Here is a 14,456-nt window from a genome sequence, read left to right as displayed (position 1 = left end):
AGGATCTAATCGCTCAGGATCAAAAAAATCAAAGTGTCAAAGAACAAAAATTGTTAAACTTATTTGATGCAAAAAGTTAACGCATCAGTACTAATCATTTATGGTGAACAAATGTAGCCTTGCAGCCTACGGTAGTCAAGATGTTCAGGTATTGAACGGGTTGTCGCTCAACAACTTAATGCGCTTTCAGTGAGTAGCAGTAAGTTAGGAGTTGACTCACCGAATTACGCACTGTTTTTATGCGAATAATTGAATGAATCAGGATGCTGTAAAAAACAAAAAGCCCGCAAATGGTCAATTTGCAGGCTTTTGTACGTTTTGATGGTAAGATTTGTGTTCCCGAAGGGATTCGAACCCCTATCTTCAGAACCGGAATCTGAAATTCTATCCATTGAACTACGGGAACGGGAGTGCAAAGATATTTAAAATTTCGAAATCCTTAAACCTCAAAAAAAATATTTAATCCACTGTACGAAAAACCTGTTTTGACAACAGCGTTAAATACGCTACTTTTGGCATGCAAGCATCACTGTTCGGCTATCGGCTTGCGCAATCTAAATAGATAAACTTGTTACTAAGCGATGAGATTTCTTGTAAACCATGCCGTGTTTGCCTTAATGGTTCTTCCTTTATTAACTGTGCCTGAGCGGCTGTGTGCCCAGCAGGAGACGGTGACATACCGGAAAAATAATGAAGCAATCGTGGCGAACTTGGATAGCGCTGATTATGTCCGGGTAATTCGTGCGCCCCGATTGGGGTTTGAGCTGCCTCAACTGGAGGAGTATTATCCGAATGAGCAACTTAAACGCAAGGGAAATATTCTTGATGCGGAAAGCTATCCCAAATTTCACGGGGCGGTGGTGGAATATTACGAGAACGGCCGAAAAAAGTCTGAAGCGTTCTACGATGAAGGGTTACGGGTGGGGCAAGCGAAATATTACTACCGGAACGGACAGTTGAAGAAAGAAATGTGGCATGGTAAACGCCCCAACGACCAGACAAACGAGTTTACTGATGTCGTCACCGATACCCTTGTGAATTATTACGATTCGCTGGGCACCGCATTGGTGGTTAATGGTGCCGGCTACGTCCGGGAAGAAATAGGCAAAGATTTCGAAGAGGGGGAATACCGGGGCGGCGTGCGTGTGGGGAAATGGATCGGTTCGTTTCAAAAACAGCGGTACACGTTTAGCGAACAGTATGAGAACGGTGTTGTGGTATACGGGGTCAGCACGGATAGGCAGGGCAATACGTTCCCTTATTCAAGCATCCAGACGCCTCCGCAATACAACGGGGGGATAGCCAAATTAATGGCGTTAATCGGCAGAAAATACCGCTATCCGAAAGCGGCGATTAGAGGCGGCATTCATGGGAAGGTCGTGCTGGGATTTGTGGTGGAAAACGATGGCAGCGTAAATGAAATCAGGGTAATCCATGATTTGGGATATGGCACGGGTGAAGAAGGCGTTCGCGTGCTTAACAAGGCTTCCAAGTGGAAGCCGGGATATAAACGGGGCGTACCGGTAAGGGTGGCTTATTCGCTTCCCATCCGTTTAATTTCCCCGTAACGCGATGGTGAAACCATCAATTGGTACTAAAGTATGAGTGATAAGTGCTTCATGGCCCTTACCTTTGTACGTGATGCGAAACCGGCATCATAGCTGAATAGAAACGTAGATATTTCATCAAGATGATTATGACAGTTAACGAAGTGTTCGAACAGCTCAAATCATTGGGTAATGAGAAAACCAGGGCCATTAACACCAAAAATGGCGTGGGAGACAATCAATTCGGTGTCAAAATGGGCGACATCAGAAATCTGGCAAAAAAAATCAAGGTGGACCACGAGCTTGGCCTGGCATTGTGGGAAACGGGGAATTTTGATGCCCGGCAACTGGCCATTTTAATCATGAAACCCAAACAGCTGTCGGCCGAAGAATTGGACCGCATGGTTAAATCAATGGATTATGCGTATGTGGCCGACTGGTTCAATGCGTACATCCTGAAAGATCATCCGGAAAAAGAAGCCCTTAGGGAAGCATGGATGGTGTCCGAAAACAAGTGGGCAGCCCGTTCGGGGTGGAGCTTGACGGCAGGCAAAATCGCCCGCGGTGCCGAAGGATTGGATCTCGGGAAACTGTTGGACCGCATTGAAACAGAAATGGCCGCTGCGCCTCCCGAAGTGCAATGGACGATGAATACGGCGTTAGCAAATATAGGCATATACCACCCTGAGCATCGTGAACGGGCCATTGCCATCGGCGAAAAGCTGGGGCTGTATCGCGACTACCCGGTTTCCAGAGGCTGTACCTCCCCGTTTGCACCCATCTGGATTAACGAGATGGTTAGCAGGCAGGGCTGAAGTGCTGCCGTTACACATTAAACCGGAAATGCATGATGTCGCCGTCTTGCAAGATGTAGCTTTTGCCTTCAACGCTGAGCTTACCGGCTTCTTTTACGGCTGCCTCTGAACCATATTGGATGAAGTCATCATACTTGATGACTTCGGCACGGATGAACCCTTTCTCAAAATCGGTGTGAATGACGCCCGCGGCCTGTGGTGCGGTGAATCCCTTTTCAATGGTCCATGCCCGAACTTCCTGCACGCCTGCCGTAAAATAAGTCGCAAGGTTCAATAGTTGGTAGGCGGCGCGGATAAGCTTGTTTACGCCTGATTCATTCAGGCCCAGATCTTCCAGGAAGAGCTGCCGCTCCTCGTAACTGTCAAGCTGGGCTATTTCCGATTCAATCTGTGCGGAAATGACCAGGATTTCGGCGTTTTCATCCTTGACAGCCTCGCGCACGCGTTCTACATAGGCGTTTCCTGCGTTAACGGACGCTTCGTCTACGTTGCAGACATAGAGAATCGGTTTAACGGTGAGCAGGGAAAGGTCGGCAATAAATGCAAAGTCTTCCTTTTCAATCGGTGCGGTGCGGGCCGATTTGCCGGATTCAAGGTGGCTTTTTACCACAGTGAGAATCTCATAGGTGCGCTTCGCCTCTTTGTCGCCCCCTGTTTTGGCTTGTTTCTCCACCTTCTGGATGCGCTTCATCACGCTGTCCAAGTCTTTTAGCTGCAGTTCGGTGTCTATAATTTCTTTGTCGCGAACCGGATCTACCGACCCGTCCACGTGCACCACGTTTCCGTCGTCGAAACAGCGGAGAACATGGATGATGGCATCGGTGTTACGGATGTTGCCGAGAAACTGATTACCCAGTCCTTCGCCTTTGCTGGCTCCCTTCACCAATCCGGCGATATCGACAATCTCGATGGTATTGGGAACCACACGCTGCGGCTTTACCAGTTCCGCCAGTTTGTTCAAACGCTCATCGGGAACCGTGATGACGCCTACGTTGGGCTCAATGGTACAAAACGGAAAATTAGCTGCCTGTGCCTTCGCGTTGGAGAGACAGTTGAATAGGGTGGATTTGCCTACATTGGGTAGGCCAACAATGCCGCACTGTAATGCCATGGATGGTCTAAATTTTAAAAACGGGGCAAAGATAATGATAAATCCGTTTACTTGCGGTTTCATTCGCATTATCGTTCTCTGCCACGTCAGCGGCGCAGACGCCCGCGGCTACCGGTAAACTTGTCGATATCGACGCTGCAAACAAGGCTGGCCGCTTCCTTTGCGATTCCGCTCAACAGCACGTTAAGGGCTGTATGGGTCGATGAGGGCCAGGTTAGGCGCCCAGAATGTTGTTTAGGCTCCGTTTTATGGGTTGTATGTAAGATGGGCCGAACAGGTTGAGGTGCACCAATAGCGGATAAAGATTCCATAGGTCTATCCTTTCTTCCCAGTCCGGTTGGAGCGGGTAGGCTTCATGATAGGCAGCATAAAACCGGCTGGAGAAGCCACCAAACAGCTTGGTCATGGCGATATCGACTTCGCGGTGGCCATGATAAACAGCCGGGTCTATCAATACCGGCTGGCCGGCTGTATTGACAAGGTAGTTGCCGCCCCACAGATCGCCATGTAGTAGTGAGGGCGGTTCATAGGGATACCGGTCGGGCAGACGGTCAAACAGTGACGCAAACTGATCCAGCAAACCGGTACCGTTCAGGTAATGCTTGGCCAACTGTAACTGTTTTTGCAGCCGCTGTCCGATAAAGAAAGCAGCCCAGTCTGCCGAGGGGGTGTTGTCTTGAGGCAGCCGACCGATAAAGTTACTGTGATCCAACCCGTAAGCGCTGGCATGCCGGCGATGCAGCTGGGCCAAGAGCCGGCCGAGTGCTTCCTGCCCCGCATCGCTGTGCTTGTTTCCGGTATCCACCCAAGCCAGGAGCAAGAATGCCTCGCCATGCGCCTGGCCGACGCTAACGGGTTCAGCGATATGGCCCCTCGGTACCGCACCGTGCAGCAACTTCAGTCCCCGTAATTCGGCAAGGAACATGGGCATGGCCTGTGGAGCGTCGTTCACCTTGGCGAAATAGCAGCCTTGTTTCGTTCTGAGCTGATACGACCGGTTAATATCTCCCCCCGCAACAGGCCTTATCGCTTGGATACGGAAGTCGTGCGGCGACACATCCTTAATGGCCGTTTCTACGGTATGCAATAATGATTCGGAGAATACCATGCGGCAAGATAATAATAATATTAAAACGGTAGAATTCCGTATATTTGGCTGTCGGTTGAAAACTTCTTCTTATTCCGAAATAAGTTATTTATGGGCGTTTTAATCCGGTTATTCTTAGTTGGATCATCAGTTTCATCGCCATGATGAGCGGGATGGGAGTGGCAACATGATTCCCGGCGCAATCATCGCTTTTGGCGCATGGGGTTTGTTCATTTGGTCGGTTGCTGCGCAGGACAATAAGAAACAAAAAGCAGCGCAATCTGCGACATCCTAATCACCCATAGCCCGCCGTCCGGCATACTGGATGAAACCGTTTATGGCAAACGGACTGGTTGCGAGGAATTGCTTTGAGGATTTACCAGATACATCGTTACGCGATCTCGAAGATTCATTAACTACTCACAACTAAAAGCGTCCCAAAATGGCAACAAAACAAGTGGTTTCAAAATTCGAAACAAATTTCAAAATATAAAATTTTCCCTATCTTTGTATAATGGTCATCATCGCCAAGATGTTCATTAATATTTTCGCTCATAAGCATCCGGCTTCAAAGGCAGCTTTGAACAGCTGGTATCAGATTGTCAAGGAGGTAGATTGGGGAAACTTTAATGATGTACGGAATACATTTGGCAGTGTAGATGCGGTGGGCAATGACCGATACGTGTTCAACGTCAAAGGAAATGATTATCGGCTGATTGCCATGATATTTTTTGATAAGCGTACCGTGTATATCCGGTTTATCGGTACACATGCTGAATACGATAAGCTAAAGGATTGTTCAACGGTTTAAGAATTAGGAAAGCCATGATTAATAAAATACGGAATGAAAAGCAATATCACCAAGTGATGGCTATGATTGAGGGCTATATCCAAAAAGCTACTGATGGGGGTGGTTTCCATGCATTGAGCCAGCAAGAGGCTGACGAATTAGAGAAACTAAGCCTGTTGGCCGAACGGTATGAGGACGAGGATATGAAACTGATGCCTATGCCCGTGACACTTAGTGCCGTGGTGGAAGCAAAAAAAGAAGAATTGGGCGTTACCCAAAAGGGGCTTGCATCCATCCTTGGCATAGGCGCACCGAAATTATCCCAAATACTAAACGGTAAACGTGACCCTGATGTGGGTTTCCTGAAGTCATTGCATCAAAAATTAGGGATTGACGGGAATTTTATTCTGGAAAAAGTATAGAATTTATTACACCTTTTTTACACCCTAAAAAAAGAAAAAGACCTGAAAATCAACTGATTAACAGGTCTTTTTAGTACCCAGGGCCGGGATCGAACCGGCATGGGTCGCCCCACTGGTGTTTGAGACCAGCGCGTCTACCAATTCCGCCACCTGGGCTTATTGTAAAGTACGAATCCCCTTTTCGGGGATGCAAATGTATCCATTAATCTGTATTCCGCAAAATGTTTTTTGCAAAAACAACACGGATAGCTGTGCGGCTGCAGGTCATACTGGCTTTTACGGTTATTCGGCTGCGTAAAAGCGGTAGTACTTATTCCTTTTGGTCTTGAAAGTGTATGTGTGCCACTGCTCACTGCTTTCCTTCACGGTATCAAATGACGCCGTCAGTGCATTGGGTACGCGGATACGGCAGTTTTCTCCCGAAAGCGATCGGATGGTCAGCGAAACGATTTTTCCGTCTTTCCATTGCAGGTCGGTGATTTCGAAATTTCCTCGTGCGCGCAGTCCCCTTACGCGTCCGTTGGGCCATTTCGCGGGCAGCGCCGGAAGCAGTTCGATTGCTGGGGTTTGGCTTTGCAGCAGCATCTCCGCAATGCCTGCCGTGTAGCCGAAATTACCGTCGATCTGAAAGGGTGGGTGGGCACAGAAGAGATTGGCGTAAATTCCGCCGCGCTCTTGGTAGTCAATTCCCGACCCGCCAACCGGCGTGATGAAATTCCGGAGGATGCGGTATGCATGGTCGCCATCATGCAGGCGGGCCCAGAAGTTCATTTTCCATGCCATTGACCAGCCCGTGGATGCGTCGCCCCGGGCAAGCAAGCTCACTCTTGCAGCTTCGGCAAGCTCCGGTGTTTCGGAGATACTGATTTGACGCCCCGGATGCAACCCGAAGAGATGGGATACGTGCCGGTGTTTATTTTCGGGATCGTCACGGTCGGTTTCCCACTCCTGCAACTGCCCCCACCGGCCGATTTTGGGTTTAAGCAGCCGTTCCCGTAAATCCGTTATGTAATCCCGGTACGCGTGGTCTGTTTTCAGTATATCAGCTGCGGCTATATAGTTGGTGAATAAATCCCATACAATCTGCTGATCGTAGGAAACGCCGTCTTCAACAGGGCCGTGCTCGGGCGACCAGCCCATGGGCGCCACCACCGTTCCGTCATCCCTGCGTTTCAGGTGGTCGTCCCAAAATTCCACAATCTCCTTGATGATAGGGTAGGCAAAACGGCGCAGGTAGCCTTCATCTTTGGTAAACGCATAATGTTCCCATATAGCCTGGGCATACCATGCGCTGCCGGGGGTATTCCAGGAGAAGCTTTCCCCGCCGAAGATGTTGTTCTCCGTGCGTACGGTCCAGCCCCGCACGCCGGGGTACTCCTTTTGGGTATGTTGTTTTTTTACCTCGCGCATGCTGTTGATGTAATCCAGGTAGGGGATATAGCATTCGGAGAGATTGGTCGGCTCAGCGGGCCAGTAATTCATCTGCACGTTGATGTTGGAATGATAATCGGATCGCCAGGGCGGGTTATTGCTGTCGTTCCAGATGCCTTGCAGATTAGCAGGTAAACCGCCTTTTCGGGACGAGCTGATAAGCAGGTACCTCCCGTATTGGAAGATGAGGGCTTCAAGCTCAGGGTCGTCTGCCTGCTGATACCGGATAAGCCGCTCGTGTGTCGGCAGGGAGCGCGTTTCCGGCGGGGTGTTGCCAAGGTTTATGGATACACGGCTGAAGAGCGCTTGATAATCTTCCGTATGCCGGCGCAGCAGTGAACGGTAAGATCGCGGAGCCGAGGCAAGTATGCGGGCTACCTTGCTTCCCGGCGCTTCGCCTTTCCATTGCCGCTCGCGCTGATTGCTGTAGTCGGTGGCCGCTGAAAGTATGATGGTAAACGCATCGGCTTTATCGACATCCAGGTAGTACCCGCCCGTATCGTCCGATTTCGGCGTGACGGTGCCGCCCTTGGTCCTAACCGATAGGGTGGCTTGATAGGCCATGCCGTTTTCCAGGATGCCGGCGATGGTCAGCGCTGTTCCGTCGGCCGTTGTCGGGGCATCATGGGCATCCTTAAGCCGGATAGTCGCCGAATGGGCGGCCGCCCGGTCTGAAGTGAAGTGCAATACCATGACACTGTCTGGAAAGCTGCAGAAATATTCCCGTTGATACCGGGTTCCGTTACTGGTGTATGCTATCCGCTGGATGGCATACATGAGATCCAATTCCCTGCGGTAGTCGGACGGAACGGAGCCTGTATCCGCTCCGCTGAAATCGATGAAGATATCTCCGAACGCTTGGTAAGCTCCGGTATTTGTTTCGTCCCCCGTCCACAGGCTAAGCTCATTGAACTGGATGCGTTCCTGCTGCGTTCCCCCGAATACCATTCCGCCGATTCTGCCATTGCCCATGGGAAACGCTTCGGTCATCCACTCCTTAGCAGGTTGGTCGTCCCATAGGTTGAGGCCATGCCGGCCGGTCGCCGGCTGATCGCGGGCGAGCAGGTCTGCTTGCGTGAACAGCAATAGCGCGCAAAACAATGGTAATATGGCTGTGATGGGTTTCATGTTTATCTCGGTTCGAATGAATTACAATTACAAGTATATCAAATAACCGGTAAACGGCATTCAGTTATTTAAACGACATAGTCAATTATTCTTGCCGGCAGATTGGCGCGATAGCCCCTTATGCTTGTCGCGTTTTCCCATGATGGCGCAACTTAAGGGGCGTTATTTTTGTAACAGACAAACGTTGGATAAAAAAAAACTTATCATGACACTCAATCCTTATTTGAATTTTGACGGCAATGCTGAAGAAGCGTTGCGCTTTTATCAATCTGTTTTCGGTGGCGAACTGTTCGTGCAGCGCATGAGTGATGTGCCGGGTATGGACAATTTGCCGGACGATGAGAAGAACCGTGCTATGCACGTGGCTATTCCTATTGGTAAAGGGCAATACCTCATGGCGTCCGACTGCCTACCATCCCAAGGCCATGTGCTAAACGTGGGCAACAACAACTATATTTCCGTTACGCCGGACAGCAGGGAAGAGGCCGACAGGCTGTTCAACGGGCTCTCCGAAGGCGGTAAGGTGGAAATGCCAATGGCCGACCAGTTCTGGGGTGATTATTTCGGCTCGTTTGAAGATAAGTTTGGCGTACGTTGGATGATCAATTTCCCAACGAACGGACAATAATCCGCCGGTCAGGCGGCAGTAACACGACCCGGCCTAACCGATTGGTTCTTCCGATGCGGTTGGGCTGGGTTTCGGTATCCGGCGCAGTGAAAGAAATGCTGCCGTAAAACAAAGGCCGGTTACCGCAGCCATGCACCCCGCAATGGAGGCATTGAGCCAGTAGGCCAGCCAATATCCGGTGAATGCGATGAATATCCCCAGAACAGCCGTGATGGCCAGCATCTGCTTGAGGTCGTGGGTCATCAGGTAGGCTGTGGCGGGCGGCCCGATCAAGAAGGCGATGACCAGAATGGCGCCGACAGACTCAAAAGAGCTTACCGTGGTGAGTGAAACAGCAGCCATGAGCAGGTAATGCCACAGTGCGGTTGAAATGCCGAGGGCCGACGCAAATGCGGGGTCGAAGGAGGTGAGCTGCAGCTCTTTGTAGCCCAGTTTGATAAACAGCGCAACAATGAGCAATACTGCGGAGAGGATATAAACCGGCCGCGGTCCCATGACGGTGCCATCGGCTGTCACCCACAAGTCAATAGGCACGTAAGCGATCTCGCCATAAAGGACGCAGTCCAGGTCAAGGTCTATTTCTCCGGCGAAACCACTGATCAGGATAATTCCCACGGCAAAGAGAAAAGTGAAAGTAACGCCTATGGAAGCGTCGGTTTGCAGGTTTGCCCGGCGGTGAAAGTATTCGATGAGGAAGGTGGCGATGAGTCCCGTGGCTCCGGCACCCAGCAGCATGGGCAGGGTATCACGGCTTCCGCTGAGCAGAAAGGCTATCACGATGCCCGGAAGAACGGCATGGCTGATGGCATCGCCCACCATGCTCATTTTGCGGAGGATTAAAAAGCAGCCCAGCATACCGCAGGTAACCGCAACCAAGGCGCCGGTCAGTATAATCCAGAATGCGATAATCATAACGCTCCTCCTTTCGGGATCCGCGTGTCGTGCGGATCTTTGTCGGGATATCCCAGTTGGTGTTCCAGTTCCTGCTCTATTTCGGGCGTGATGATGTGTTCGATGGTTTCGGCATCATCATGCACATGGTCTGCGGCGATATCCATGTAACGGGCCAGGTAGAGTTCCCATAGCCGGTGCAGCCTCACCACCCTTGCCGCTTTCCGGTATCCCTCGTCCGTTAGCCGCCAACCGTTTGCATGCCGTTCCAGCATGCCCTTGGCAACCAGCCTGCGCAGGGTGGCTCGAAGTAAGGGTTCTGCTACTTCACGGCTGTTGATTAACTCCTTCAGTTCCCTTGCCGTGCCGAAATGGCTGTTCCGCTCACCGAGATGGTAGAACATTTTAAGCGTGTTTTCGTCGGTGATGACGCGCCGGTTTTTCCACTGCATATACTGCCTGGGCACAATGCCTTTTTTGGGAGCGAAAAAGAATGAGCCGAAGGCTATCAACGACGAGACCACAACCATCCACGGACCCGTGGGCATGGCCGGCGCGGCGTAGGAAATATAGGCGCCGGCGACCCCCGCGAAGGCACCGAACGCGGCGGCAATAGCCACCATGCGGCGGATATTGTCGGTCCAGTACCTGGCGGCGGCGGCAGGAGTTACCAGCATGGCCGCCATCAGCACCACGCCTACGGCGGTGATGCCAGTGACAACCGCCAGTACCGTCAGGCTCGTAAGCAACAGGTCGAGCCGCCGGACCGGATAGCCCAGGGCCTGGGCGTAAGCCCGGTCAAATGAGAGTACCACGAATGCTTTGAAAAACAAACTCACCGTGACGAGGAGCACGAGCGACAGGATCGCGAAAATCAGCAGATCGGAACCGATTAACGTGGCCGCCTTGCCGAAGATAAAGTGGTCCAGACCACTCTGGGCGGCGTTGCCGGATTGCTGGATATTGGTCATCATAACCATGCCTACACCGAAAAAGACCGACAGTACCAGGCCGATGGCGGCATCTTTCTTGATTTTGGATTGGGCCGTGATGTAGTCGATGGCCACAAGTGCCAGCCAGCCCGTGGCGAAAGCACCTATAAGCATCAGCGCAATGCTCTTTGAGCCAGAAAAGAGGAATGCTGCGCAGACGCCCGGCAACACGGCATGTGACACGGCATCGCCAACCAGCGCCTTCTTTTGAAGCAGGGTGAACGCACCTACCATGGCTGCGCTGGCTGATAGCAGCACATTACCCAATACAACATACCGTACATTGGGGTCGGCAAAAGAAAAAAAGTCGAGCAATGCTTGCATATCCATAATCCGCTATCAGTTCTCACGGCTCGGGAATGCCCGTTTTTCCATCACGTGGCCTACCTGCGACAGCAGGCTGAGTTTTCCGCCATAAGCCCGCTGGATTTTCTCGTCGGTGAAGGCCTCTGTTACAGGCCCCGCGGCAACCAGGTGCATGTTCAACAGAATAATCCAATCGAAATATTCACGGGCCGATTGCAGGTCGTGGTGTACCACGACAACGGTCTTACCAGCCGCAGCCATATCGCGAAGTAATCCGACAATGGTCTGTTCGGTGGCGGCATCTACACCGGCAAACGGTTCATCCATGAAATAGAAATCGGCTTCTTGCGCCAGCGCCCTGGCAAGGAAAACCCGCTGTTGCTGTCCGCCGGATAATTGCGAAATCTGCCGCTTGGTATAGGCCTGCATCCCTACCTTTTCCAGGCATTCCAGGGCAATTTCCCGATCGCGGCGCCCGGTGCTTCGCAATAGCCCCACCTTGCCATAGCGCCCCATCAGCACCACATCCAGCACGGATACTGGGAAATCCCAGTCGACCGACTCACGCTGCGGTACGTAACTGACGCGGTGACGTACATCTTCCAGCGGCCGGTTGAACAGTTTGACATATCCGCTTGACGGCGGAATTAACCCCATAATGCTTTTAAGCAGGGTGGATTTGCCGGCACCGTTGGGACCCATAATCCCTGCCACGCAACCTGCCGGAAGGGTGAAGTCGATGCCCCAGAGCACAGGCTTGCGCGAATAGCTGACCGTCAGGTCGTGTACCTCCAATACAGGTTCCTTTGTGTGTATAATCATAGTAATGCGTTCACCATCGTGTTCACGTTATGTTTAACCATCCCCATGTAAGTTCCCTGGGGGGTGCCCCGTGCACCCATCGCATCGGAAAAGAGCTGCCCCCCGATATGCACCGTGCCTCCGCGCTCTTGTACACCGGCCAGCACTGCTTTCAGCGCCCTGTCCGATACCGAGCTTTCTACGAACACCGCAGGAATCTGGCGTTCAACAATGTAGTTAACCAAGGCAGATACATCCTGTAAGCCAAATTCCGCAAGGGTGGAAATTCCTTGCAGTCCTTTAACTTCCATTCCGTAAGCACGGCCGAAATAATTGAACGCATCGTGTGCGGTGACAAGCACCCGCCGGTCTTCCGGCAATGTATTGATGCGCATCCGTACCCATGCATCCAATGAATCGAGCTGCGCCATGTACGCTTGCCCATTGGCCCGGTAATAGGCGGCGTTTCCGCTGTCAAGCTTGGCCAGTTGGGCCGTGGCATGGGCGGTCGCTGCTTTCCATAACGATACATCGAACCAGATGTGAGGATCATAGCTGTTACGGTCCAATTCTATCAGTCCCGGCAGCCGGTCCGCAATGGCAATCACCGGCTTTATCCGTCGTTGCTTTTCCAGGATGCTCCCTAATTTGCCTTCCAGGTGAAGTCCGTTATAGAACAGGTAATCGGCCTTCAGGATTTTCGCCAAATCGCCTTGGCTGGCCTTGTATAGGTGCGGGTCGACGCCGGGAGCCATCAGCGCTTCAACGGTGGCTGAATCGCCTGTGATATGCAGCAACATATCTGCAATCATTCCTGTGGTAGCTAATATATAGGGCTTTCCGTCGCGCATGGCTTGCTGGGGCTGTCCGCAAGAGATGCACATAATCAGGCAGATGACGATAACCAGTCCGTGTTGGTAGCGTATTCCCATAGTTAGAGCAAACATACAAAATTTAGATTAATCTAACATTTTTTGTGCGGGATAAATTATTACTTGCCTGCGTGTTGAGAGCGTTCCGCCAAGTGTTTTTGGTAACTTATCAAAAGAACCAATATAAGCTTAAGATTAAACTAATAGTAAGCTAACTAAATAAACTAAGTAATACCTTTACTCATCGTATTTTCATCGTATTAATTCGATGAAAATACGATGGAAATACGATAAAAATACGATGAAATGATATAGTTATATAGGTGTAGAATTATTGTTCATATGGTTTGTTGTCGACAGAAGAGGGTAAAGGAGGTAAAGGGATTTGCAAACGGTATCTCGGACAACGGCCATAATTTCGTACCTTAGCATGAAAATCATGATATCCATATGGAAGCGGTTTATATCATTTCAGCGGTACGAACACCCATCGGAAGCTTCGGTGGCAGCTTGTCGTCACTGGCTGCTACCCAATTGGGCGGCACGGCCATTGCCGAGGCCGTGAGGCGAGCCGGTATTACAGTTGAACAAGTGCAGGAGGTGTATTTCGGCAATGTATTGTCGGCCGGCCTGGGGCAGGCTCCGGCGACACAAGCTGCCAAGCTCGCTGGGTTGCCCGACATTCCGGCTACTACGGTAAACAAGGTATGTGCGTCAGGGATGAAATCCACTATGCTTGCTGCGCAAAGTATTGCGCTGGGTGAGAACGATGTTGTGGTGGCAGGAGGGATGGAAAGCATGAGCAACGTGCCGTACTACTTGGACAAAGCACGTACAGGATATCGCTTGGGCCACGGACAGGTAACCGATGGGTTGGTCAAAGATGGGTTGTGGGATGTATACAACGACTTCCATATGGGGGCTGCCGCGGAGCTGTGTGCATCGGAATGTGGCATCAGCCGGGAAGATCAGGACGCGTATGCGGTAGAATCGTACCGGCGTTCACAGGCCGCTCAGCAATCCGGTAAATTTCAGGAAGAGATCGTGCCCGTTGATGTCAGGGGTAAGAAAGGCGAAGTGACAACCGTGCGTGACGATGAGGAAATTTATAGCGTCAACTTCGATAAAATCCCCATGTTGAAACCAGTGTTTAAACAACATGGAACGGTAACGGCCGCCAACGCGTCTACACTCAACGATGGGGCCGCGGCCCTCGTGTTGGTGAGTGAAGCCAAGCTCCGGGAGCTCGGTTTGCAGCCGTTGGCACGGATAAGGGGATATGCCGATGCCCAGCAGGCACCGGAATGGTTTACCACCGCACCGTCCCGGGCGATTCCAAGGGCATTGCGGGCCGCGGATATCAGGGAGGGGGATGTGGATTTTTATGAAATTAACGAAGCTTTCTCGGTGGTGTCCATCGCGAATAACCGTGAACTCCGGCTTCCGCCGGATCGGGTAAACGTTAACGGCGGTGCAGTGTCACTTGGGCACCCGCTGGGCGCTTCGGGCGCCCGTATCGTGGTAACGCTCCTCTCGGTGCTGTCGCAGCACAACGGGCGCATCGGGGTGGCTGGTATCTGCAACGGCGGGGGCGGAGCAAGTGCGATGGTGCTGGAAAAAATGTAAAAACAGGAC

13 protein-coding genes and 2 tRNA genes are annotated in these 14,456 nt (G+C 51.5%); 6 read left to right on the top strand and 9 right to left on the bottom strand.

Annotation, left to right across the window (positions count from 1 at the left end; genetic code table 11):
* Positions 1-334: 334 nt before the first annotated feature.
* Positions 335-406, bottom strand: a tRNA-Arg gene (locus tag BM030_RS14420).
* Positions 407-581: 175 nt separating this feature from the next.
* Between BM030_RS14420 and BM030_RS14415 the strand changes: the two genes are divergently transcribed.
* Positions 582-1,568 (top strand): energy transducer TonB, encoded by a 987-nt coding sequence (locus BM030_RS14415; protein WP_090974300.1) that lies wholly within the window; start codon positions 582-584, stop codon positions 1,566-1,568.
* Positions 1,569-1,690: 122 nt separating this feature from the next.
* Positions 1,691-2,362, top strand: a complete 672-nt coding sequence (locus BM030_RS14410; RefSeq protein ID WP_244518967.1) for a DNA alkylation repair protein — start codon at positions 1,691-1,693, stop codon at positions 2,360-2,362.
* A 10-nt stretch (positions 2,363-2,372) separates the two neighbouring features.
* Here the strand turns inward: BM030_RS14410 and ychF are convergent, their stop codons facing one another.
* Both ychF and BM030_RS14400 read right to left on the bottom strand, forming a co-directional pair.
* Positions 2,373-3,473 (bottom strand): redox-regulated ATPase YchF, encoded by a 1,101-nt coding sequence (gene ychF, locus BM030_RS14405; RefSeq protein WP_090974299.1) that lies wholly within the window; start codon positions 3,471-3,473, stop codon positions 2,373-2,375.
* A gap of 214 nt (positions 3,474-3,687) precedes the next feature.
* Positions 3,688-4,581: a fructosamine kinase family protein gene (locus tag BM030_RS14400; protein WP_090974298.1), complete on the bottom strand. Its 894-nt coding sequence runs from the start codon at positions 4,579-4,581 to the stop codon at positions 3,688-3,690.
* A gap of 493 nt (positions 4,582-5,074) precedes the next feature.
* Between BM030_RS14400 and BM030_RS14395 the strand changes: the two genes are divergently transcribed.
* Together BM030_RS14395 and BM030_RS14390 are read left to right on the top strand one after the other, a co-directional pair.
* Positions 5,075-5,371 carry a type II toxin-antitoxin system HigB family toxin gene (locus BM030_RS14395; RefSeq protein ID WP_090974297.1) on the top strand — a complete coding sequence of 99 codons (297 nt, stop codon included), beginning with the start codon at positions 5,075-5,077 and terminating at the stop codon, positions 5,369-5,371.
* 14 nt (positions 5,372-5,385) lie between these two features.
* Complete coding sequence (locus tag BM030_RS14390; RefSeq protein ID WP_090974296.1) at positions 5,386-5,772, top strand: helix-turn-helix domain-containing protein; 387 nt, start codon at positions 5,386-5,388, stop codon at positions 5,770-5,772.
* 74 nt (positions 5,773-5,846) lie between these two features.
* Here BM030_RS14390 and BM030_RS14385 read toward each other — a convergent pair.
* Positions 5,847-5,928, bottom strand: a tRNA-Leu gene (locus tag BM030_RS14385).
* A gap of 126 nt (positions 5,929-6,054) precedes the next feature.
* Positions 6,055-8,331, bottom strand: coding sequence for a glycoside hydrolase family 95 protein (locus BM030_RS14380; RefSeq protein ID WP_090974295.1), 2,277 nt, complete (start codon positions 8,329-8,331; stop codon positions 6,055-6,057).
* 205 nt (positions 8,332-8,536) lie between these two features.
* On the opposite strand from BM030_RS14380, the gene BM030_RS14375 reads away from it, so the two are divergent.
* A complete protein-coding gene (locus BM030_RS14375; RefSeq protein WP_090974317.1) occupies positions 8,537-8,959 on the top strand; it encodes a VOC family protein in 423 nt (140 codons plus the stop codon).
* Between the two features lie 33 nt (positions 8,960-8,992).
* On the opposite strand, the gene BM030_RS14370 is transcribed toward BM030_RS14375, so the two are convergent.
* From BM030_RS14370 to BM030_RS14355, 4 genes are read right to left on the bottom strand one after another with little or no spacing between them, the layout of a single operon-like run.
* A complete protein-coding gene (locus BM030_RS14370) occupies positions 8,993-9,871 on the bottom strand; it encodes a metal ABC transporter permease (RefSeq protein ID WP_211657619.1) in 879 nt (292 codons plus the stop codon).
* The gene (locus tag BM030_RS14365) at positions 9,868-11,172 is read right to left on the bottom strand and encodes a metal ABC transporter permease (RefSeq protein ID WP_211657618.1); all 1,305 of its coding nucleotides are present in this window, start codon (positions 11,170-11,172) and stop codon (positions 9,868-9,870) included. The genes BM030_RS14370 and BM030_RS14365 overlap by 4 nt, the downstream gene beginning before the upstream one ends.
* Positions 11,173-11,181: 9 nt before the next feature.
* Positions 11,182-11,970: a metal ABC transporter ATP-binding protein gene (locus BM030_RS14360; RefSeq protein WP_090974294.1), complete on the bottom strand. Its 789-nt coding sequence runs from the start codon at positions 11,968-11,970 to the stop codon at positions 11,182-11,184.
* On the bottom strand, positions 11,967-12,896 hold the full coding sequence (locus tag BM030_RS14355) for a metal ABC transporter solute-binding protein, Zn/Mn family (RefSeq protein ID WP_211657617.1): 930 nt from the start codon (positions 12,894-12,896) through the stop codon (positions 11,967-11,969). Before BM030_RS14355 ends, BM030_RS14360 begins: the two co-directional genes overlap by 4 nt.
* Positions 12,897-13,271: 375 nt before the next feature.
* On the opposite strand from BM030_RS14355, the gene BM030_RS14350 reads away from it, so the two are divergent.
* Positions 13,272-14,447, top strand: a complete 1,176-nt coding sequence (locus BM030_RS14350) for an acetyl-CoA C-acyltransferase (RefSeq protein WP_090974292.1) — start codon at positions 13,272-13,274, stop codon at positions 14,445-14,447.
* Positions 14,448-14,456 lie beyond the last annotated feature (9 nt).

It is taken from the genome of Parapedobacter composti (genome assembly GCF_900112315.1).
GTDB classification, from domain to species: domain Bacteria; phylum Bacteroidota; class Bacteroidia; order Sphingobacteriales; family Sphingobacteriaceae; genus Parapedobacter; species Parapedobacter composti.
This window is presented reverse-complemented; position numbering and strand designations above follow the sequence as displayed.